Source organism: Aeromonas lusitana (assembly GCF_002812985.1).
Taxonomy (GTDB): Bacteria; Pseudomonadota; Gammaproteobacteria; order Enterobacterales; family Aeromonadaceae; genus Aeromonas; species Aeromonas lusitana.
Genome location: NZ_PGCP01000013.1, coordinates 158824 through 181799 on the forward strand (window position 1 = coordinate 158824; position 22976 = coordinate 181799).

At 44.2% G+C, this 22976-nt stretch carries 21 protein-coding genes; all 21 read left to right on the forward strand.

Annotated features, from left to right (window positions below; translation table 11 throughout):
- Nucleotides 1–15 precede the first annotated feature (15 nt).
- The 21 genes from rfbC to CUC44_RS09695 all read left to right on the forward strand — a co-directional run bounded on the left by rfbC (nt 16) and on the right by CUC44_RS09695 (nt 22886).
- A complete protein-coding gene (gene rfbC / locus CUC44_RS09595; RefSeq protein ID WP_100859741.1) occupies nt 16–564 on the forward strand; it encodes a dTDP-4-dehydrorhamnose 3,5-epimerase in 549 nt (182 codons plus the stop codon).
- A gap of 3 nt (nt 565–567) precedes the next feature.
- Nucleotides 568–1542 (forward strand): FAD-binding oxidoreductase, encoded by a 975-nt coding sequence (locus CUC44_RS09600; protein ID WP_100859742.1) that lies wholly within the window; start codon nt 568–570, stop codon nt 1540–1542.
- 12 nt (nt 1543–1554) lie between these two features.
- Nucleotides 1555–2328 (forward strand): glucose-1-phosphate cytidylyltransferase, encoded by a 774-nt coding sequence (gene rfbF, locus CUC44_RS09605; protein WP_100859743.1) that lies wholly within the window; start codon nt 1555–1557, stop codon nt 2326–2328.
- Nucleotides 2319–3407: a CDP-glucose 4,6-dehydratase gene (gene rfbG / locus CUC44_RS09610; RefSeq protein ID WP_244166752.1), complete on the forward strand. Its 1089-nt coding sequence runs from the start codon at nt 2319–2321 to the stop codon at nt 3405–3407. Before rfbF ends, rfbG begins: the two co-directional genes overlap by 10 nt.
- 122 nt (nt 3408–3529) lie before the next feature.
- Nucleotides 3530–4843 carry a lipopolysaccharide biosynthesis protein RfbH gene (gene rfbH / locus CUC44_RS09615; protein ID WP_100859744.1) on the forward strand — a complete coding sequence of 438 codons (1314 nt, stop codon included), beginning with the start codon at nt 3530–3532 and terminating at the stop codon, nt 4841–4843.
- Between the two features lie 55 nt (nt 4844–4898).
- Complete coding sequence (locus tag CUC44_RS09620; protein ID WP_100859745.1) at nt 4899–6602, forward strand: thiamine pyrophosphate-binding protein; 1704 nt, start codon at nt 4899–4901, stop codon at nt 6600–6602.
- Between the two features lie 2 nt (nt 6603–6604).
- On the forward strand, nt 6605–7573 hold the full coding sequence (locus CUC44_RS09625) for an NAD-dependent epimerase/dehydratase family protein (RefSeq protein WP_100859746.1): 969 nt from the start codon (nt 6605–6607) through the stop codon (nt 7571–7573).
- A complete protein-coding gene (locus tag CUC44_RS09630; RefSeq protein WP_157812763.1) occupies nt 7557–8909 on the forward strand; it encodes an MATE family efflux transporter in 1353 nt (450 codons plus the stop codon). Before CUC44_RS09625 ends, CUC44_RS09630 begins: the two co-directional genes overlap by 17 nt.
- Nucleotides 8910–8911: 2 nt before the next feature.
- A complete protein-coding gene (locus tag CUC44_RS09635) occupies nt 8912–9901 on the forward strand; it encodes a glycosyltransferase family 2 protein (RefSeq protein ID WP_100859748.1) in 990 nt (329 codons plus the stop codon).
- The gene (gene wecB / locus CUC44_RS09640) at nt 9898–11016 is read left to right on the forward strand and encodes a non-hydrolyzing UDP-N-acetylglucosamine 2-epimerase (protein WP_208621046.1); all 1119 of its coding nucleotides are present in this window, start codon (nt 9898–9900) and stop codon (nt 11014–11016) included. Before CUC44_RS09635 ends, wecB begins: the two co-directional genes overlap by 4 nt.
- 281 nt (nt 11017–11297) lie before the next feature.
- Nucleotides 11298–12383 carry a glycosyltransferase family protein gene (locus CUC44_RS09645; protein WP_157812764.1) on the forward strand — a complete coding sequence of 362 codons (1086 nt, stop codon included), beginning with the start codon at nt 11298–11300 and terminating at the stop codon, nt 12381–12383.
- 35 nt (nt 12384–12418) lie between these two features.
- Nucleotides 12419–13435, forward strand: a complete 1017-nt coding sequence (locus tag CUC44_RS21455) for an EpsG family protein (protein ID WP_157812765.1) — start codon at nt 12419–12421, stop codon at nt 13433–13435.
- A 32-nt stretch (nt 13436–13467) separates the two neighbouring features.
- Nucleotides 13468–14376 (forward strand): rhamnosyltransferase, encoded by a 909-nt coding sequence (locus tag CUC44_RS09655; RefSeq protein WP_100859752.1) that lies wholly within the window; start codon nt 13468–13470, stop codon nt 14374–14376.
- A 51-nt stretch (nt 14377–14427) separates the two neighbouring features.
- Nucleotides 14428–15555: a glycosyltransferase family 4 protein gene (locus CUC44_RS09660; RefSeq protein ID WP_100859753.1), complete on the forward strand. Its 1128-nt coding sequence runs from the start codon at nt 14428–14430 to the stop codon at nt 15553–15555.
- A gap of 37 nt (nt 15556–15592) precedes the next feature.
- Complete coding sequence (locus CUC44_RS09665) at nt 15593–16555, forward strand: UDP-glucose 4-epimerase family protein (RefSeq protein ID WP_100859783.1); 963 nt, start codon at nt 15593–15595, stop codon at nt 16553–16555.
- Nucleotides 16549–17106, forward strand: coding sequence for a sugar transferase (locus CUC44_RS09670; RefSeq protein ID WP_244166750.1), 558 nt, complete (start codon nt 16549–16551; stop codon nt 17104–17106). Before CUC44_RS09665 ends, CUC44_RS09670 begins: the two co-directional genes overlap by 7 nt.
- A gap of 60 nt (nt 17107–17166) precedes the next feature.
- Nucleotides 17167–19128 (forward strand): polysaccharide biosynthesis protein, encoded by a 1962-nt coding sequence (locus CUC44_RS09675; RefSeq protein WP_100859754.1) that lies wholly within the window; start codon nt 17167–17169, stop codon nt 19126–19128.
- Nucleotides 19129–19179: 51 nt separating this feature from the next.
- On the forward strand, nt 19180–19263 hold the full coding sequence (locus CUC44_RS21460) for a hypothetical protein (protein ID WP_425266304.1): 84 nt from the start codon (nt 19180–19182) through the stop codon (nt 19261–19263).
- Nucleotides 19264–19342: 79 nt separating this feature from the next.
- Complete coding sequence (locus CUC44_RS09685; RefSeq protein WP_100859785.1) at nt 19343–20425, forward strand: LPS O-antigen chain length determinant protein WzzB; 1083 nt, start codon at nt 19343–19345, stop codon at nt 20423–20425.
- A gap of 109 nt (nt 20426–20534) precedes the next feature.
- Complete coding sequence (locus CUC44_RS09690) at nt 20535–22244, forward strand: PglL family O-oligosaccharyltransferase (RefSeq protein WP_425266305.1); 1710 nt, start codon at nt 20535–20537, stop codon at nt 22242–22244.
- 189 nt (nt 22245–22433) lie between these two features.
- Complete coding sequence (locus CUC44_RS09695) at nt 22434–22886, forward strand: glycine zipper 2TM domain-containing protein (protein WP_100859757.1); 453 nt, start codon at nt 22434–22436, stop codon at nt 22884–22886.
- Nucleotides 22887–22976: the final 90 nt, after the last annotated feature.

Below are 22976 nucleotides of genomic sequence, written 5' to 3' on the forward strand. Positions count from 1 at the left end.
ATTGGGTTAACATAAATGAACATAATTAAAACGAAAATTTCTGACCTTCTTATAATTGAACCCAAAGTATTTGGTGACGAGCGTGGCTTCTTCTTTGAAAGCTTTAATCAGCAGCAATTTGAAGAGACCATTGGCCGTGCAGTTACCTTTGTGCAGGATAATCACTCTAAATCCAGCAAGGGAGTGCTTCGTGGACTGCATTATCAACTCCCTCCTCACGCACAAGGTAAGCTGGTACGTTGTGTTGCTGGCGAGGTATTTGACGTCGCGGTCGATATGCGCAAAAGCTCCCCCACTTTTGGTCAGTGGATTGGAGTGCATTTGTCAGCCGAGAACAAGCGCCAATTATGGATTCCGGAAGGATTTGCTCATGGTTTTGTTACGTTAAGTGAGACAGCCGAGTTTCTATACAAGACGACAGAATATTATGCCCCTCAATGTGAGGCCTGCATAACGTGGGACGATACAGATATTGCGATTGAATGGCCATTTGAATTTGAACCACAATTATCCTCTAAAGATTTGCAAGGTATCTGTTTACAAGATGCTGTTTGTTTTGAGTGATTTATGACACCGATTATTAGAATAAAACCATCAGATATTAGTTTTGATGTAATTGAAAATACAACGGTCCTTGAGTCAGCTATTCGTGCTGGAATAATATTGGAGCATAGTTGTAAAAATGGTTCTTGTGGGCTGTGTGAGTCAAAAATTATAAAGGGTGAAGTAATAGATGAGCAAGGTTGTTCATTTTCATCAGGGCAAAGTTTTTTGACATGCCAATGTAAAAGCGCCTGTGCAGAGTTAACAATTGAGGCAGAATACTACCCTGAGTTGGCCTCTCTTTCTCGTAAAACCGTGCCATGCAAGGTGACATGGGCAGAAATTGATAATGAATTTATGATTTTAAAATTCAGGCTTCCCCCCACTGCGAAATTCGATTATTTACCAGGGCAATATATAAATCTCAGCTATCAGGGGGTTGCTCGAAGTTATTCCATTGCTAACGCTAGTAGTAAAGATGGAATCGAACTCCATGTCCGCCTTGTCAATAATGGCGCAATGAGTAATCTGCTTCTTGCTGGAATCAAGCCAGATACATTGATGAGGATAGATGGTCCGATTGGAACATTCTTCATCAGAGATGATGATCGCCCTATCATTTTCTTGGCTGGTGGTACCGGATTCGCTCCGGTTAAAGCTATGGTTGAAGCGCTCATAAGTAGTAGTTCAAAGAGAGATATAAATATCTATTGGGGGATGAATAAAGCTATCGACTTCTATTCAAAGCTTCCCTCTGAGTGGGAAGGTAAGTATGACAATATTACCTTCATCCCAGTTGTCTCTGGTAACGATGTTGAGTGGAGTGGACGAACAGGTTTTGTCCATCAAGCAGTATTGCAAGATTTTTGTAATTTGTCTGATTTCTGTGTTTATGCTTGTGGTTCACCTCAAATGATCGCAGCTGCAAAAGATGATTTCATCAATATTGGGCTTTCAGAGAAACAATTTTTTTCTGATGCTTTTACGGTATCAAAATAAGTGGGAGAAAACATGAAAGCGGTAATTCTTGCCGGTGGCTTGGGCACCCGTCTGAGTGAAGAAACTGTTGTCAAACCAAAGCCGATGGTTGAAATTGGTGGTAAGCCAATCCTATGGCATATCATGAAAATGTACTCCGCACACGGTATCAATGATTTCATCATTTGCTGTGGTTATAAGGGGTATGTCATCAAAGAATACTTTGCCAACTATTTCCTTCATATGTCTGATGTCACTTTCCATATGGCAGAAAACCGAATGGAGGTGCATGAAAAGCGTGCAGAGCCATGGAATGTGACTCTGGTTGACACTGGGGATGCATCCATGACGGGTGGCCGTCTTAAGCGTGTTGCTGAATATGTGAAAGATGATGAGGCGTTCCTGTTTACTTATGGTGATGGCGTATCCGATGTTGATATTGGAGCGAGTATAGACTTTCATATGAGTCATGGAAGGTTGGCGACACTTACGGCAACTTATCCGCCGGGCCGATTTGGTGCACTGGATATCCAGAATAATCAAGTCCTCTCTTTCAAGGAAAAACCAAGAGGTGATGGTGCCTTAATCAATGGGGGCTTCTTTGTATTAAGTCCCAAGGTTATTGACTTGATTGAAAATGATGCGACGACTTGGGAGCAAGAGCCACTTATGGCATTAGCGGAGCAGGGACAACTGATGTCTTATGAGCACAGTGGCTTCTGGCAACCCATGGATACCTTACGTGATAAACACTACCTCGAAGGACTTTGGGAAAAAGGTAAAGCACCTTGGAAGGTATGGAAGTAATGGCCGTGATCGATCCTGATTTCTGGAAAAACAAACGGGTCTTTATGACCGGGCACTCTGGTTTTAAAGGCGGCTGGCTGGCGTTGTGGCTGGAGGAAATGGGGGCCATTGTGCGTGGTTATTCCCTTCCCGCCCCCACTGAACCCAGCCTCTTTGAGGTAGCCAAGGTTCGGCAGGGGTTGTTATCGGAAGATGGTGATATTCGTGACTTCTTCCATCTGCGTGAAGCCATGACCGATTTCAAACCCGAGATCGTATTCCATATGGCAGCCCAGCCTCTGGTACGACTCTCTTATGATGATCCTATCGAGACCTACTCCACCAATGTTATGGGTACCGTCTATGTGCTTGAAGCCATTAAAGCGGTCGGTGGTGTCAAGGCTGTAGTCAATATTACCAGCGACAAGTGTTATGAAAATCGCGAATGGGTATGGGGATATCGTGAAAATGAGGCCATGGGTGGTTATGATCCCTATTCCAACAGCAAAGGCTGTGCCGAGCTTGTGGCCTCTGCGTACCGCAACTCATTCTTTAATCCGAAGGACTATGCACGTCATGGCGTGGCTTTGGCATCGGTGCGCGCTGGTAATGTGATCGGAGGCGGTGATTGGGCAAAAGATCGTTTGATCCCGGATATCCTGCGTTCCTTCCAAAACGACCAGCCAGTGGTTATCCGTAATCCCCACTCTATTCGGCCATGGCAGCATGTGCTCGAACCTTTGTCGGGATATCTGCTAGTGGCACAGTACCTCTATCGCGAAGGTTGTGCTTATGCGGAAGGGTGGAACTTTGGGCCCAACGACAACGATGCCCAGCCGGTACAGTTTATTGTCGAGAAGATGGTACAGCTGTGGGGTGACAATGCCTGCTGGCAACTCGATGGTGCCGATCATCCCCATGAAGCCCATTACCTGAAACTCGAGTGCTCCAAGGCTAAGCTGCGGATGGGTTGGCAGCCACGCTGGGATCTGGTCACCACACTGGGGCGTATCATCAAGTGGCACAAGGCTTGGCTGGCAGGTGAGGATATGCGTGAGGTGACCTTGCGTGAGATCCGTGACTACATGGCTGCTCAGTGATGCCTATCGGTCTGGATGACTTTCCCCACTTAGCTAGGTAACATCCAGCCCCCCCTTGATTGACGAACAATGATCCATTGCCAGAATATGACATTGGCAAGACTTTTAACAGGAAGAGATAAATGAGTGCACAAGCTCTGCGTGAACAAATTTCCCAACTGGTAGCTCAGTATGCTGAACAAGCTATGGCTCCCAAGCCATTTGTAGCTGGCAGCAGCGTCGTCCCGCCATCCGGAAAGGTGATCGGTGCCCGTGAACTGCAATTGATGGTTGAAGCCTCGCTCGATGGGTGGTTGACCACCGGCCGTTTCAACGATGCTTTTGAAAAGAAGCTTGGTGAATACATCGGTGTTCCCCATGTGCTGACCACCACTTCAGGCTCTTCTGCCAACCTGCTGGCCCTGACCGCGCTGACTTCCCACAAACTGGGTGAACGTGCACTCAAACCGGGTGATGAAGTGATCACTGTTGCTGCTGGTTTCCCGACCACAGTCAACCCGACCATCCAGAATGGCCTGATCCCAGTGTTCGTGGATGTAGACATCCCGACCTATAACATTGATCCAGCGCTGATTGAAGCCGCTGTAACAGATAAAACCAAAGCAATAATGGTCGCCCATACCTTGGGAAACCCGTTCAACCTGGCCGAAGTCCGTCGTATTGCCGATAAATACAACCTGTGGCTCATTGAAGATTGCTGTGATGCCCTCGGTACTCGTTACGATGGCAAAATGGTTGGTACCTTCGGCGATATTGGCACCGTCAGCTTTTATCCGGCACACCATATCACCATGGGTGAGGGTGGGGCTGTGTTTACCAAGTCCAGCGAGCTTAAGAAGATAATTGAGTCCTTCCGCGACTGGGGCCGCGACTGCTATTGTGCACCGGGTTGCGATAACACTTGCGGCAAGCGCTTCAGCCAACAGCTGGGTTCCTTGCCAGAAGGATATGATCACAAATACACTTACTCCCACTTGGGGTACAACCTCAAGATCACTGACATGCAGGCGGCCTGTGGCCTAGCCCAGTTGGAGCGTGTCGAAGAATTTGTTGAGCAGCGTAAGGCCAACTTCACTTATCTGAAAGCCGGCCTGGCCAACTGCGTCGATTTTCTCGAGCTGCCGGAAGCCACCGATAATTCCGAGCCATCGTGGTTTGGTTTCCCAATCACCTTGAAGGAAACCGCTGGTGTCAGCCGTCTCGAGCTGATCAAGTTCCTCGACGAGGCCAAGGTCGGTACCCGCCTACTATTTGCGGGTAACCTGACCCGTCAACCCTATTTCGCTGGTCGTGAATACCGTGTTGTTGGTGAGCTGACCAACACCGACCGCGTGATGAATCAGACCTTCTGGATCGGTATTTACCCTGGCTTGACGCACGATCATTTGGATTATGTGATTGCCAAGTTTGAAGAGTTTTTTGGTGTAAGCTTCTAATATCAATTATTTTAGAGCCAGTCTTAGCTGGCTCTTATTAATTTTGAGGTTTTAAATGAAAGCATCAGATGCAGTTGCTCATGTATTGGGTGCAAATAATGTCACTCATGGTTTTGAATTAATTGGTGGCATGATTGCACACTTGGTTGATAGCATTAATTTAATTGGTAAAACCAAGCTAGTTTCTTTGCATCATGAGCAATCGGCGGCTTTTGCTGCGGGGGGCGTTGCGCGAGCAACCAATAATAGCCAAATTGGTTTAGCTTTGGGCACAAGTGGCCCAGGAGCGACGAATTTAATTACTGGTATCGCGGATTGCTGGCTGGATAATTACCCATGTGTTTTTTTAACTGGCCAAGTTAATACCAATGAGTTGAAGAACGACCGCAATATTCGTCAGCAGGGTTTTCAAGAATTAGATATTGTCAGTATTGTAAAAAGTATTACCAAATTTTCCTATCAAATCAAGTCGGCCGATGAGCTTGTGCCAATACTGCAACGAGCGATTTATATCGCCAAAAGTGGCCGCCCTGGCCCGGTGCTGTTAGACATTCCAATGGATTTACAGCGCGCCGAGTTGCAGGATAATGTGCTTGATTATTTAACTAATCAATCAGTAGAAACAGTAGAAAAGCAAGTTGATTTAACAAATTTTTCTGCGGTGTTAGATGCGTTGAGCCAAGCGAAAAAGCCGCTTTTTTTAATTGGAGGTGGCGCCATTAATTGTGATAGCTTTGTGCTCTGGCAGAAGGCTGTTGCTCAGGTTGGAATTCCACATGTCTCAAGTTTAAAAGGTAGCGAGAAGTGTCAGGCGCTAGCAAATTACTTTGGCATGATTGGCAGCTATGGCACACGTACGGCAAATTATGCCATTCAAAACTGCGATCTGTTAGTAGTGTTAGGCAGCCGGATGGATGTACGGCAGACTGGTGCGGATATTAAAGATTTCGCACGCAATGCCAAAATTATTCAAATTGACTTGGATGCAGAACAACTAGCCAACCGAGTGAAGGCAAATGTTGATATTCATGCAGATTGTGAAATTTTCTTTTCTTCATTTATCAATGCCCCCTCACCTGTTCAACAGATGGATAAAATGTGGCCAGAGTTTTTGCTGCAACATTGGCAGCAGAATTATGTTGATGAATATCAAGATTGGAGTGTTAGCCCATTTCTGGTTTGTAAGGGTTTAGAGCGCGCATTTAAAAATAAGTCGATTCATTATGTTGCCGATGTGGGCAACAACCAGATGTGGGCTGCACACTCAATTTTGCTAGGTGAAGGGCAAGCGCTACATCACTCGGGGGGCTTGGGCTCTATGGGTTTTTCCATCCCAACTGCGATTGGTGTGACCTATGCTAGCGGTTTACCTGTGGTCGCATTAACCGGTGATGGTGGCGCTCAGATGAATATTCAAGAGTTGGATATTATTGCACGTGAGCAATTGCCGGTGTTAACCATTGTGTTTAATAATGAGTCATTAGGCATGGTGCACGCATTCCAAGAGATGTATTTTGACGGCAGAAATGAATCAACTTATTGGAATGGTTATAGCTCATCATTTTACAACATTGGTCGCGCGTACAACATTAAGTCGTTTGCTACCTCCTGCATGGATGAACTCAATACGTTGTTTGCCAGCTTTGCCAAGAATCCTGAGCCAATGCTAATAGAAATTTTAATGCGTAATGCGAGAGAGTGCCGCCCTCGTCTTTCATTTGGCCTGCCTATTGACAAACAACATCCATTAAAAGGTTGATAATGAAAATTGCTGTGTTAGGGGCAACCAGTTTTATTGCTCAAGAATTAATTCGAGAGTGGGTAACTTGTCAGGCAAAACATGAAGTTCACCTTTATGCTAGAGATGTGAGTAAAGTTGCTGAGTTTATAGGCAAGCTAAATACATCTTCCGTGAACGCTGGTAATTTTAAATTAGCATCATTTCCAAATGAGTGCTCATATGATGCGGTGATTAATTTTATTGGCGCGGGTGATCCGGCCAAAGCCAAAGCGATGTCTGCTAGCATTATGTCTGTTACAGAGCGTTACGATGATTTGGTATTGGCATACTTGGAGCAGCACCCTAACTGTAAGTATATATTTTTGAGTAGTGGTGCTGCGTATGGTAATGATTTTTCACAACCAGCAACGCAAGATAAACCCACCATATTCAATGTTAATGGTGATATATCTGCAGAAAAGTATGGTTTGGCAAAATTTATTACAGAAATAAAGCACAGATGCCTACCGGAACTATCAATCATTGATGTTAGAGTATTTAATTTTTTTAGCAGACATCAAGATTTATCTGCGAGATTTTTTATTGCTGACTTACTGAGAGCAATTGAGCTTAAACAGGTATGTCAAGTTAACCCAGAACCCATGGTGCGAGATTATTTGCATCCTGCTGATTTTAAGCAAATTATAGAATGCTTACTAAACGCTCCTAAAATTAATCTCGCTGTCGATTGTTATTCTGCAGGGGAAATAGATAAATTATCTTTACTGGATGAACTAAAAGAAAAATTTGGGCTAAATTTCTTTTTGACAGAAAAAACAGAGATAGTGGCAGCAACAGGCAATAAAGTTAATTACTATAGTAAGAACACCAAATTGTCAGAGTTTGGATATAAACCTCAATACACATCGTTAGAAGGCATTTTGGTAGAGGTGAATGCCATTCTAAATAATGAGCAGTCACAACAAGCGGTTAATGCACCCCATGATTAGCAATTTTCTATCTAAGCTTGGAGTTGACCGAGCAATTTTTTTCGTCTTATTACATCGTGGCTCAGGTAGTATTTCTAGTTTTATCACCCTGCTGTTAATCACACACTTTTTAACGCCAGTTGAACAGGGGTATTATTACACGTTTGCCAGCATACTCGGCTTGCAGATAATTTTTGAATTGGGCTTTGGAACAGTATTAATTCAATTTGTTAGCCATGAGATGGTCGGGATTAAAATCACCCAAGATGCGATCAGTGGTAATAAAGAAAACCTTGCAAGGCTTTATTACATGATCTCCTTGGCGATAAAGTGGTACTTTGTCGTCAGTGCGGGCGTTTTATTGGTGGTATCGCCGTTAGGCTATCTATTTTTCGCAACATCAACTATGGATGCGTTGCCCACCTTAGCCTGGCTATTACCTTGGTTATTCTTGGTTCTCAGTGCCTCTCTTTCATTGTTGATCACGCCCATGCTATCGATCGCTGAAGGATGTGGTTTTGTCGCTCAAGTTGCCAAAATGCGGCTATTTCAAACGTTGACGGCGGCACTCTTTGCTTGGTTGGTGTTGTTATCTGGTTTTGGTCTTTACGCCAGTGCAGCAACCGCCTTGGCAACTTTCGTGGTGGGGGCATTGTGGATACATAGAAATTTTTATCATGTCATCAAAACAGCAATTCAATGCCCAAATAAATCACTGCAGGGCAATTTATGGAAAGATGAAATCCTACCCATGCAATGGCGCATAGCCATAAGTTGGCTAAGTGGTTATTTTATCTTTAATCTGTTTAACCCTGTCGCGTTTCGTTTTTTTGGAGCCAAATTCGCTGGGCAGTTAGGCTTATCCTTAAGTATTATTACCCTAATGACCGGTATCTCTTTGTCATGGTTTATGACCAAGGTGCCGACCTTTGGTCGTTTAATTGCCGATAATCGTAGAGCCGAGCTAGATCACTTATACCAAAAGACCTTTAAACACTCTTTGCTATTTTTGTGTTTAGTTGGGGCAACAGCTATTGCAGTATTATATGTTTTGAATTATCAAGAGTTTCAACTTGCACAGCGTTTTATTGACCCCTCTGTGTTTATTTTTTTGGTGCTTACAGGTGTTGGCAACCATATCATCGCTTGCCAAGCCAGCTATGTGCGTTCGCATAAGGTAGAAAAATATCTAGGTAATGCAATTTTTACCGCAGTGCTGATGAGTGGAGTGCTATTTTTAGCAACACAATTTACAGCTAATTACATGGTTTATTTTTATTGCGCTGCAATGTGGTTGTTTTGTTTACCGCATGGATTCTATCTTTATCACGTTTTTAAAAACACAAGAGTTAATTAATCATGTCTCCATTGTTATCAATTTGCATTCCGACATATAATCGAGAGTTTTTTCTAAAAGAGTGTCTTAGTAGTATATCTGAACAAATAAATAAAAATGATCCGATTGAGGTGGTTATTAGTGATAATGCATCAACTGACAACACAAGCGAGCTAGTATCATCATTTAATGATAAGCTAAAGCTGAAGTATGTAATAAATGAAAAAAATATTGGATTTGATGCGAATTGTTTGAATGTAGTAAAACATGCTACTGGAAGTTATTGTTTAATATTAGGAAGTGATGATTGTCTTTATGATGCTGCTCTCGGTAAAATCCTAGGGATTATAAGGGAAGATAAAGGTGATTTAATTCACTACGGCTATACCCAGTGTGGGATTGATATAAAAGATGTGAAGTGTGATTTCCCCGTAAAAAACAAATTTTCAACTATAAATACTCGAAGTGAAAGTTTGTATACTTATCTCGCTGGTATGAGTACCATTAGTAATCTATTTGCATTCATTTCAACCTTTGTATTTAGGCGGTCAATGTGGGATGCTATTCAAGATAAAGAGAAATATATAGGGTCGCAATATATACATTTGTTTGTTATTTACAGTATTATACATAATGGATGTAAAGTTTTTAGTGTTCCAGAGTGTTTAGTTTATGCTAGAGGTAATAACCCTAATGAATGGAATTCAGAACCTGGTAAGTTTCTCAGCTTGGATATAAAAACATTCCACAGGATAGTGGTGGACATATTTAGCTATGAGCAATCAGCATACAAAGCATTTGGCTGTGTTTTCAAAAAACAGTATACCTATAAAGGTATATTGAACCTGTTGACAACAACAGGTGCTTATCATGTTGATGATAATTTAAAACTGCTGAAAAAATTTGAGTATAATAAATTGTTTTTGTTTTTTATTCCATTTTTCATAAACAACAATAAATTTAAATACGTTTTAAAAAATGTTATATCTTCTTATAGAAGGCTATTCAAGTGAAAAAAATTTTAACAGTATTCGGCACTCGCCCCGAAGCCATTAAAATGGCGCCTTTAGTTCATGCATTAGCTGCGGATGAACGGTTTGAATCAAAGGTATGTGTAACTGCTCAGCATCGTGAAATGTTGGATCAGGTATTATCTCTGTTTGAAATAACTCCAGATTATGATCTGAATCTGATGAAAGCTGGCCAAACGTTAAATGATGTCACTGCACGGATTCTGCTGCAGTTAAAACCGATATTGCAAGAGTTTAAACCAGATGTGGTGTTGGTGCATGGTGATACCGCCACAACCTTCGCGGCAAGTTTGGCGGCTTACTACGAGCAAATTGCGGTCGGTCATGTTGAGGCAGGTTTACGCACAGGTAATATTTATTCACCTTGGCCGGAAGAAGCTAACCGTAAGCTAACCGGTGCGCTAGCGACCTATCACTTTTCCCCCACTGAAACCTCCAAAGCTAATTTATTGCGTGAAGGCTATGGTCAGAAAAATATCTTTGTAACGGGTAATACGGTTATTGATGCATTATTGATGGTGAAAGATAAGATCGATAATGATCAAACTCTTAACTCCAGCCTTGCTGCACAGTTTCCATTTTTGGATGAAAATAAAAAGCTGATCCTGGTTACAGGTCATCGCCGAGAAAGTTTTGGTGGTGGTTTTGAGCGCATTTGTGAAGCGCTGGCCGTCACGGCTAAAAAAAATCCAGATGTACAAATTCTCTACCCTATGCACCTAAATCCGAATGTGCGTAAGCCAGTTAACCGTATTTTGGGTGGTATCGACAACATTATTTTGATTGAGCCGCAAGAATATTTGCCATTTATTTATTTAATGATGCGATCTTATATGATTTTAACCGATTCTGGTGGTATTCAGGAAGAAGCCCCATCATTAGGTAAACCCGTGCTGGTGATGCGTGAAACAACAGAGCGACCAGAAGCTGTATCTGCAGGTACGGTTATGTTGGTGGGGACAGAGGTCGATAAAATAGTCCACAATGTTAATATTCTTTTGAAAGACAGCAGCGCGTATAAAAAAATGAGTTTCTCACATAATCCTTATGGTGATGGCAATGCATGTGCCAATATCATCAATGTTTTGAGAAGATAATTGTAGTCGGTATCACACTATTAAAAGACAAAAAATACAATCAGAAGTGTTGTTTGTTAGTTAGTAGGCTGGGATACTCTGCTATAGATAGACTTTTTAGCCAGTTTTTTGCCTTACAATCTTGATGGATATGGCAATCCACGATGGGATTTATGTATTCCTATACTTTGCGTGGTGCTAATTTTGAGCAGTAGAATGATGTCAGTCCAATTTTAACGGCTAGCTATAATAATTATTAGTTAGTTTACGGTTCTGTATATAATGTATTTTCGAGGTGTTTTGTGTTATCTTTTATTTCTCAATTTCCATCATCTCATAATGAAAAAGATGGCCTGTTTCAAAGGGTAAAATATATAGATTCATTGTTTAGTGATGAAAAAAGAGTGTATCTTGATATTTCATTTTTCTCAAATTTTAAATTAAAAAAAATATGCATTGATAATATCTCTGTTTATCAGGTTAATTTTTTCTTTCATATGTTGTTTATAGCGAAAATACTATGGAAATCAAAAGTCATATATGTTCACTCTATATATAACTCAATTAGAATATTGCCTTTTTATTTATTGAAATGTAGGCGTTATATTATCACCGACTTTCATGGTGTCGTGCCGGAAGAGCTTGAAATGATGGGGCATAAATTAAGAGCTAAGATATATTACCTTATTGAGCTTGTTGTGATTTACGGTGGTTTTCGTTTCGTTTTCGTTACAAAAAAGATGAAAGACTACTATTATGATAGTAAGTATTCATTTTTAAGATTAGGCAATGAGAGGGCAATAATCTTGCCCATCATTTCCGTCAACAGTAAGTATCAGCTTGGAAATAACAAAATTATTGATAGGTCTTTTCTTAATAATAAAGTCGCTATATACGCAGGCGGTTTCCAAGAGTGGCAGAATATATCCCTTATGGTGTCCATCGCGGAAAATAATCTAGAGTTTAAGTATATATTTTTAACACCAGATAGCGAAAGGATGCTATCTCTTTGTAAAGATATTGTCGGTGAGTATATTTGTAAGTCAGTTCCTCCAGAAGCTGTGAGCCAGTATTATGCGGAGTCTACATTTGGATTTATTTTAAGAGATGATTGTATTGTTAACAATGTTGCATGTCCAACCAAGTTGATTGAGTATCTTTTCAATGGGGTTATTCCTATTGTAAAGAACTCCTCAATTGGTGATTTTAACGAATTGGGGATGAAGTATGTGACGCAAGAGGAAATGAACAATGCAATCTACTTTTCTAATGAGAAGATAATTTCTATCATTGAAAGCAATTATATTGTTGTGTCTCGCCTAAATGATATGATGGAAAAGGGAGTCGATGCTTTAAAGTCGGTAGTAAAGATGCTGAAGGTTGAATAGCTTCGGCCAAATAGAGGCGAGGTGTGAGGTTTCTCGTGTTTATACCTTATAGGTCATGTATTGTAGTTTTGTTTTCGTTTGCTTTTGCTGCGTTAGCTGCAAATATTACATTATATAGCAATGATCATTATAATTACTTGGATATTTTCAATGATATAGATGGAGATGTGACTTCAAGGATCGAACCTCTGTTTTATTTTGTTACTAAGCTGTCTTCATATTTAGAGTTGAGTTTTACAAGTTATTGGTTATTATTGTCATTTTTGTCTTTCTATATAAAAATAAGTATTTTGGAGAAGCAGAAGTGCAGTGTTTTAATTTTGATATTTTTATGTGTGATATATTTATCATCACTTGGCATTCTTCATGAAATTACTCAAATAAGAGCGTCAATTGCAATTTCATTTGGCTGTATGTTTATTTTTTATTGGGCAAATAATAAAAGAATTACTGGGGTATTCTGCCTTCTAATAGCTATAGGGATGCATTATTCGGCAGGTCTATTTTTATTGTCGTTTGTTATCAGGTTGGGGCAAAACAGATTGTCATTTTTTAGACTTATTATATTTACAGCCGTAGCTTGTATATTGCCACTTATAGCTACTAATTCTGCTAGTATATTCGATTCCATAAATCCATTATTTTCTCTTTATTTAAATAATTCCGAAAATGTAACTGCCGGGACGGTATCCGTTACGACTTTACTGGCTATCTTATCTCTCTGTCCAGTATTTATATTTTTACGAAAATACAACGCAAAAGGATTTTTGCTTTATAACTTTAAGCTTTATATATTGGGGGTTGTTTTTCTTATTGTTTTTTCATTCTCCCCCGTTTTATCTATCCGTGTCTATGAGTTATTTTCTTTTTGTCTGTTTATTATAGTGGCATTGCTATTTTCTAGTAGGGAACAGAACATAATCTTCGGTGATATCAACCCTGATAAATGGTTTTACATAATTAGAATTTTTTTCCTGATTATATTAGTGGTTATCTCTCTTCATAGGCATCTGGCATTTATATATGTAAATCCTATCCTTAATTTCAACTAATTTAATACCGAAACGGTAAAAGGGCTGTCGTAATGCGTGAAAATATAATTGCAATATTGGTGACATACAATCCTGAGATCGGTGTTTTATCAAGTTGCATCAGTTCAATCTGCGCACAAGTAACTAAGGTTGTCATCATTGATAATGCATCTTCTAATGTTAGTGAAATGTCTGCGCTTATAGCTAAATATGATAATGTTTTTATTGATTTATTATCTGAAAATATAGGTCTTGCATCTGCACAGAATAAAGCAATTACTATTTCCAAACAATTTAAAGCATCTCGCGTTATTTTATTTGATCAAGATAGTGTGATTGAAGATGGCTTTATAAGTAAGCTTGTTGTGGCTGAAAAAGAATTAATAAAGGGAAATAAATTAGTGGCTGCAATCGGCCCTTCTTTCTTTGATCCTGTTTCTGGGAAAACATATCCTGCTACGATATATAGAGGGCCATTGATTGAACGAGTGAGATTAAGTGATAAACCGATAGAGGCTACATTTATAATAGCATCAGGTTGTTTAATAAGAACTGAAGTGTTAGATGATATTGGATTGATGCTAGATGAGTTATTCATTGATTATATTGATGTCGAATGGTCACTCCGTGCGCGTTCAAAAGGTTATTCTGTCTTTATTGCTCCTCAAGCTCGAATGGCGCATACGATAGGAGATCGTAGATTATCTATTTTGGGGCGAACTATTTCTGTTCACAGTCCGTTACGTCGTTATTATCTGGTCAGAAATAGTTTTTTGATGCTCCGTCTTGGTTATGTTCCTTTTGGTTATAAACTCAGAGAGTCATTTTTTAATGTCATACGAACATTTATTGGATTTCTCACGGCGGAGAATAAAACTATCTTTTGTAAATATTTTTTAATGGCATTTCGCGATGGTTTACTTGGACGTTCTGGCCCTTGTCCGAAAATATATAAGAGCTGAGCTCTGCTTTAAATAATAACGTATTTTATTCATTTCTTAATGGCTGGCATTATGAGTTTTCAAAATAAAAGAATCACTTTAGTTGTTAACGTAGCTTGGTCTATGTTTAACTTCCGCCATGGTGTTATTAGCAGGTTATTGGCTGATGGATATAAGGTAACTGTAATAACAGCACCAGATGAGTTTTCTGATAAACTACGAAATATGGGGTGTACCGTGATTGATTTGCCAATTTCTGGCAAGGGAACTAATCCGTTACAAGACCTAAGTTTGTTATACTCCCTTTATCGTCTTTACCTTTCAACCATGCCAAATTTTATTATCCATTACAGCATTAAGCCGAATATATACGGTTCGCTAGCGGCAAAATTAGCTGGAATTCCATCTTTAGCCGTTACTACTGGTCTTGGTTATACATTTGTTAATGATAACTGGATTGCTAAAGTTGCTCGTAGCCTTTATAAATTAGCATTCCGCTATCCAAAAGAGGTGTGGTTTTTAAATGAGGATGATAGGCAGGTTTTTTTAAAACATAGCTTGGTTAGTGCTGATAAAGCTGTTGTACTATATAGTGAAGGGGTAAATTTAAATCATTTTTCCCCTTTACCTAAGACCTCTTATGATGAGAATATCCGTTTTTTATTAATTGCTAGAATGTTATGGGATAAAGGTGTTGGTGAGTTTGTTGAGGCTGCTCGAATTATTAGGAAAAAATATCCACATGCAACTTTCCAATTGTTAGGTGCGTGTGGTTTTGCCAATCCCAGTGTTATAGAGCGTGAGCAAGTTGAGAAATGGGAAAAGGAAGGCGTGATTGAATATCTCGGCACGACAAATGATGTTCGTAGCCATATATCCCAAGCGGATTGTGTTGTCTTACCCTCCTTTTATCGCGAGGGTATACCTAGAAGCTTGATGGAGGCCGCTGCAATGGCTAAACCATTAATTACAACGGATAACGTAGGTTGTCGAGACGTTGTTATTCCAGATGAGACAGGTCTGTTATGTCCTGTCAAAGATGCTAATGCTCTCGCAATATGCTGTGAAAAAGTGTTGGGTCTTTCATCGAGTGCGAGAGAAGAGATGGGGATTCGTGGTCGTGAATTTATGATGCGTCAATTTGATGAAAAATTGATCATCGCTCAGTATCTACATACTTTGAATAAATATGGTGTGTAGAAAGTTTAATTTCATTATTCTATTGCAGAGATTAAAAATGATTTTATTAACCGGTGCTACAGGGTTTGTAGGGGGAGCTGTATTAAATCGGTTAGTTCAGCATCCTGGTTTGAGTGTACGAACTTATGGACGGCGAGAACCTGTTGGCCTGCGGCTTGATTCTGCTAATAATTGCTTTCATGTTGTTGGCGAGCTAGGCTCGGCGGTTGACTATGCGTCGGCATTGCAATCTGTAGATATCGTTATTCACTGCGCAGCGCAGGCCCATGTGATGAATAGCTCAGCCAATAATTGTGCTGATATTTATCATGATACTAACGTTGATGGTTCCATCAACCTTGCACGTCAGGCGATTGTTGCAGGCGTGAAGCGCTTTATTTTTATCAGTTCAGTTAAGGTCAATGGTGAATCTACCACTAATGCTTCACCTTTTAGCCATGCTTCTCGGCCTGCACCAGAAGATGATTATGGTCGTTCAAAGCAAGCGGCAGAAGAGGGACTGCGTAGTTTGGTGGTTGGCACTGGCATGGAGTTGGTGATTATTCGCCCACCTTTGGTATATGGGCCTGGCGTTAAAGGCAATTTTCGTTCACTGCTTACTATTGCTAACAGGAATCTGCCTTTGCCGCTGGGAGCTATTGATAATCAACGCAGCTTGGTCGCACTGGATAATTTGGTTGATCTGATCGTTACCTGTGTCACTCACCCTCATGCTGCCAATCAGACCTTTTTGGTCAGTGATGATCAGGATATCTCTACGACTCAGTTACTTGAGATGATGACTTGGGCTGCGGGTAAATCGCCACGTTTGTTGCCAGTGCCAATGAGTTGGTTGCGATTGGCGGGCAAACTGACAGGCAAGCAGGCAGTGATTGAGCGGCTGTGTGGTAATCTGCAGGTCGATATCAGCCACACCAAGGAAACATTGGGTTGGCAGCCACCGATATCGGTGGAAGAAGGGATTAAACGCTGTTTTATTGAGGATAAAGAAGGATGTTGATTCGAGCGCTTGACTTTTGTGCCGCTTTTCTTGGATTGTTATTTCTTTGGCCTATCTTGTTGATCGTTACTCTGCTCGGTCTGTTGGATACTGGATCGCCCATTTTTGTACAAGAGCGTGTCGGGCGTTACAAAAAACCATTCAAGCTGATTAAATTTCGCACCATGTCGGTCGATACCCAGTCGGTGGCGAGTCACTTGGCGAGTACCAGTTCTATCACTAAGTTGGGTGCTTTTTTACGCAAAACAAAAATCGATGAATTGCCGCAGTTGATTAATGTGCTCAAGGGCGAGATGAGTCTGGTTGGACCGCGGCCAAATCTCTTCAATCAGGAAGAGCTGATTGCCGAACGCGATGCCTTGGGGGTCTATGATGTATTACCGGGCATTACCGGGTTAGCACAGGTACAAAACATAGATATGTCTACCCCGGCGTTGCTTGCTAAGACGGATCGGCAGATGATCGATACCCTCACGCTAGCGCACTATTTTCGTTATATCATCATGACGGCTACCGGTAGTGGAGCTGGTGATGCGGTTGGGCCGAAATAGTCTCGAACTGGATTGCCTCACATTATCCTTCTTGACCGTTGTTAACTAGATGGTGTTATTATGTTGACTTCTTTTTTGGCTATACCACGTGTCTATAAACGTGCGATCAGCATTTGCGCGGATGTTTTATTGCTTTCGCTGGCGTTCTGGGGGGGGTACTGGGTACGACTGGATGCGCAAATTCCGTTGCAGAGTGCTATTCACTGGCAAATGCTAGCGTTGTTACTCCCTATTACTATTGTTATTTTTATACGATTGGGGCTATATCGTGCAGTATTACGATATGTCGGGTTCAAGGTATTGTGGACGGTATCACTTGGCGTGCTCCTCTCCACGATATCTTTGGTGATGCTGGCGTTTTTTATGGCGGTGCCGTTACCCAGAACAGTATCTGTTATCTATTTTGCTTTCTCGGTCTTATTGGTTGGTGGTGTACGGCTCTTTTTCCGGGCGCTGATACATAGTAGCAAGCAGCAACGGGTGGCGGTGCTGATCTATGGTGCTGGCTCTTCCGGGCGACAGTTGCAGTTGGCGTTGAATCAAGGGCAGGAATATCTGCCAGTCGCATTTGTTGATGATGATCCTGCGCTGGTAAAGGCGGTCATTCAAGGGGTGAATGTTTATAGCACCGACGCTATCGAGAAGTTGATTGAGCGTTTTGATATTAAAAAGATCCTGTTAGCAATGCCGAGTGCGTCTCGAAGCGTCAGGCAAGCAGTGATCAATAGGTTAGAAAAGTGTCCTTGTGAAGTGCTATCTATTCCCGGTATGGCCGACCTTGTCGAGGGACATGCTCATATCGATGAGCTCAAGGAGGTCAGTATTGAAGATTTATTGGGGCGTGACTCTGTTGCCCCAATCCCAGAGCTTATTAACGCCAATATATCTGGCAAACGGGTAATGGTGACGGGAGCGGGTGGTTCTATCGGGTCTGAATTGTGCCGCCAGATCATTCGTTGTAAACCATCGCAACTGGTTCTGTTTGATCTGTCTGAATATGGCTTGTATGCAATAGATAAAGAGCTCAATGAAATCAGTCAGTATGAAGATTTGCAGATTGAAATAGTGCCTTTGCTCGGTTCGGTTCAGCGCCAGCACCGCTTGCAAGCGGTGATGAGTACCTTCCAGATCCAGACTGTTTATCATGCTGCGGCCTATAAACATGTGCCATTGGTTGAGTACAACGTGGTCGAGGGCGTACGAAATAATGTGTTTGGCTCTCTGTACTGTGCGCAGGCTGCCATTAGGGCCAAGGTTGAAACCTTTGTCTTGATTTCGACCGATAAGGCGGTGCGACCCACCAACACCATGGGTACTACCAAGCGATTGGCTGAGCTGGTATTGCAAGCCTTGGCTGCTGCTCAAAGCCAAACTCGTTTTTGTATGGTGCGCTTTGGTAATGTATTGGGCTCTTCCGGTTCAGTCGTGCCGTTGTTTCGCAAGCAAATCCGCGATGGTGGCCCATTGACTGTGACTCATCCAGATATAATTCGTTATTTCATGACGATCCCTGAGGCATCACAGTTGGTGATCCAGGCTGGTGCGATGGGGCAAGGGGGGGATGTGTTTGTCTTGGATATGGGCGAGCCGGTCAAGATCATTGACTTGGCTCACCGGATGATCAGATTGAGCGGTCTCAAGCTTAAGTGTGAGAAGAATCCAAGTGGCGATATTGAGGTGAAGATCACCGGCTTGCGCCCGGGTGAGAAGCTGTTTGAGGAATTACTTATTGGTGAACAGGTTGAGGGTACCGCTCATCCCCGGATCATGAAAGCCTCTGAGCTGATGTTGCCGTGGCCGCAATTGCGGGCTTTTTTGGCCGAGCTGGATAGCGCCTGTTTCCGCTTTGATCATGGACAGATCCGTAGCCTGTTGTTAAGCATGCCTACCGGTTTTAACCCAACCGATGGAATCTGTGATCTGGTGTGGAAGGCAAAAAGCACGTTACATCATGAGCCGCACTTAACCGTGGTTGATGAGATTGATTTTCTCAATTCAGAAAGTCATCAGCCGGTTCACTAATGCGCTTGGCTGGACGCCTATGGCTTCTATGTGCAGAGCGAATTGGCCCATGTGTTGTACAAATGTACTGACTATTATGCGACTCAGTTTGAAGGCTCTCTCAACGGATCAGATCCGGCTATTGAGTGCCCTTGATAGAAAATATTCCATTAGTCTTGTCTGACAAAGACCGTAATGCCCCTTTATGGCAACCACCTTATTTTTAGAGCTCTGTATGAACAAGCAGATATTCGATAATTCAGATAATAAGCTGCCCCAGGGTTGGCAGGCCTCCTCCAGCGATGAGCTCGATCTGCGTGAGCTGATCCTAGTGCTATGGCGTCAGAAAATATTGATTCTGGTGGTGGCGGGAGTATTTAGCACTGCCGGGGTGGCCTATGCGTTACTGGCCCCTCAGGTTTGGGTTAGCCAGGCTGAGATCAAGCAACCGACGCTCAAGGAGACGGAATCCCTTGAACTTAATCTCAATCAGTTGATAAACGCCCAAATACCTGTGACAGCCTTCAGCGATTTTGAAAAAAAGTCATTGTATGTTGATTTTATTAATAACTTCAATGGGTTGAACAATAAGCGCCAGTTCTTGATTGAACGAGGTTATCTCGAGCTCGAGGCAGCCAAAGCCGGAACGACAGAGCCGAAGCAGAAACGCCAACTGCTCAAGAAAATGGCTGAAGGTATCAGTGCTCAGGCTCTGGATAAATTGAGTGAGGAAGTGACTCTCTCCTTGGCTGCAGATTCGGCAGAAGAAGCCAAGTTGCGTCTTGAGCAATACATTGAGTTTATCCAACAGCAGGAGTCTATGGCCAAGGGCAAGGAGCTCGATACCATCTGGCAGAACCGGATAAAGACTCTGCAGACTCAGTTTGAGAGCGCCAAGATGGATACTCTCAAACAACTGCAAGACGATATACTACGTACCGAATATAGCTTGCGTATTACTCAAGCTGCGGGAATAGAGGCACCGGTACAAAATCTGCAGAGTCAGGGTAGCCTGAACATAGATCTTGGTGCCCGTGCTCTGGCTGAGAAGCTCAAGATCCTCAAGGAAATCAAAAACCCTGAGTTTATGAATCCGGCATTGGGCGATCTGCGTTTGCAATTGAGCAGCCTTCAAGCCATCAAGCTTGAGGAGCTGCCGTTCCAATCATTTGCCTATCTGGCCTCACCTAGCGAGCCACTCTCCCGCGACAAACCCAAGCGCCCGTTGATCGTTGTGCTGGCTACTCTACTTGGTGGCATGCTGGGAGTGGGTATAGTGTTGATTCGCCATGCGTTTCGCAGACCGGAACAGATATAGTCTTCATTCATAAGCAGAAGGGGGCATAGGCCCCCTTTTCTTTTTCAGGCACAGTTTCAGGCATGGCAAAGGGATTGATCGATATGAACGAAGGGGGCGGCGAAAGATGATGGCAACGACTAGGAGCATGGCGATAGTCAGCGCCTTTTACTGGCTGTTCGGCATGCATTTCTTTATGCACAACCCGGGTGGCTCAGGGCTTTATCTGCCGTTCAATGCCTGGGGCTGGATCTTCGCGAGCCTAGCGATGGGGCTCGGGCTCTGGCAGGTCACCTTGCGCCAGCAATTGGTCGTGTCCCCACTGCAGATAGGACTATGGCTCGGGGGCATGTTGCTGCTGTTTCCCATGGCTTATCCTGGTTTCGAGCTCAAGGACTACGCCATTCCCCGCTTGCTGGGGCTGTTTGCCGGCCTGCTGTTTCTGAGTTGTCTCTATCAATGGAAATGGGATCGTCAGGCGAGGGACAAGCTGCTCTATCTGTTACTGGGGGCAGTGGCTATTGAGGCTATTCTAGGTCTGGTGCAGTTCTATCTGCTGACCCCGGGTAACTGGCTGGGATATGACACTAGTGCCAATCGCCCCTATGGCATCTTCCAGCAGCCCAATGTGATGGCGAGCTTTATGGCGACCGGGCTCTCCTTGGCTATCTGGCTGGAGATGCGCGGACACACCAACGCCTGGCTCAAGGGGCTGCGTTATGGGGTCATTCTGGCGGCCCCCGTGCTGTTGGTGGTGCTGCAATCTCGGGTGGGTCAGCTTGGTGGCTTGTTGGCGCTGCTCTTGCTCGCGCCACAGCTTTATCGCAAGCGGCAGTTGGGCCCAGTGCTGGGGCTGGTCGTATTGGGCGTAGTCCTGGGTCTAATATCCCAATACGGCATGGCGGGGGCCAAGCGAGGGCTGGATATCTACCAATCCGGCGGTATGCGCTCCATCTACTGGCCCTATTCCGCCAAGCTGATTGCCGAGGCACCCTGGGCAGGCTGGGGTTACGGCAGCTTCGAACCCGTTTTCCTCGAGCACTACATGGCCGACAAGGCGCTCAACCCCGCCATGGTGCAGATAGAATACAACCTCGATCATCCCCATAACGAGTTCCTCTACTGGGCGGTGGAAGGGGGGCTGGCCCCCATGCTGGGCATGCTGCTGATGGGGGCGACTCTGCTGTGGCGCCTGAGCCAGGCTGGCGGGGTCAAGGGACTGGCCCTGTTGGCACTGGTGACTCCCATCTTGCTGCACACCCAGACCGAGTACCCCTTCTACCATGCCATCGCCCTCTGGTGGGCCCTGCTGTTGCTCCTTTATGTGCTGGATGCGGAGGTGGAGGAGGGGAGCCAGGCCCAAGCCAGCTGGCGGGAATATGTCTATCGCCCCTGGTTGCTGCTGCGGTTCATGGCCATCGCGATTCCCCTGGTGGTGGTGCCCTTCATGCTGACGGCCATTCACACCGCCTGGGTGGTGACCAAGTATGAACGCGGCGGTTACAAGGAGCCGACCCTGCTGCTGGAGGTGGTCAACCCCATGGCCTGGCTGACCCGGGTGGAGTTCGATGTGAACGCTGTGCGGCTGATGGTGGGCCTGCAGACGAACAACAAGAGCGAGCTGGAGGCCTATCTCGACTGGGGCAAGGAGTTCGTGCGCCACACCCCGCGGGCCAATATCTACGCCAACATGGTGATTGCCCTTAATGCCCTGGGGCGAGGGGAGGAGGCCAACCAGCTGCGCACCCGGGCCCTGGTGCTCTATCCGGGTGAGCCCCTGCTCACCGCCTCGGCGGCCAAATCGGTCGCGGCGACCCTGGAGCGCAAGCCCTCTTCCTGATGGCATGACGGATCTGCACTGTGTCATAACGGCCGCTTTGCGGCCGTTATCATTTCCATTTCAGGCAAGCTTGCAGTCAGCTTTGGCGGTGTAGTCTCGTTGGAAAATGGCAGGAGCTATCAATCCTCTACAAGCCATTCATCGGTTGCCCGGATCACCGGGCTCCTATTCGCCATCGGAGTCTATATCGTGAAGAAACGTGCATTCATTGGCGCCAGCCTGCTGATCCTGACCACCTCATCCGCCATGGCCGGCACCAGTGCCCAGGTTGAATACGGCACAGTGCAGGAGAGCCACCTCATCACCTCATCCAGCACATCCACCCATCATGGCGCCAGACCGCTGCGCACCATAGGGGCGGCGGCGCTGGGGGCGGCAGCTGGCAGCCAGATTGGCGGGGGCTCGGGCCAGACCATCGCCACCGTCACCGGCGCCGTGGCGGGGGCCGAGTTGTCCCGCCGCCGTCAGGGCGATCAAGGCAGCACCCAGACGGTGCAGTCGGTTGAGCTGCAGGTCAAGACAGATGGGGGCAAGCTGCTGAGCGTGGTGCAACCGAGCGATCCCAAGCTCAGCTTCAACAAGGGGGACAGGGTGCGCATCCTGACCTCGGGCTCGGACACCAGCGTTGACAAGTCGCTCTGATCAGGACCGTCAACCTGGCTGTCCCGGTCTTGATACGCAGTGGGCCGACACTAGCCCACTCGATTGGGAGCCCATCACCCCGGCAAGCCG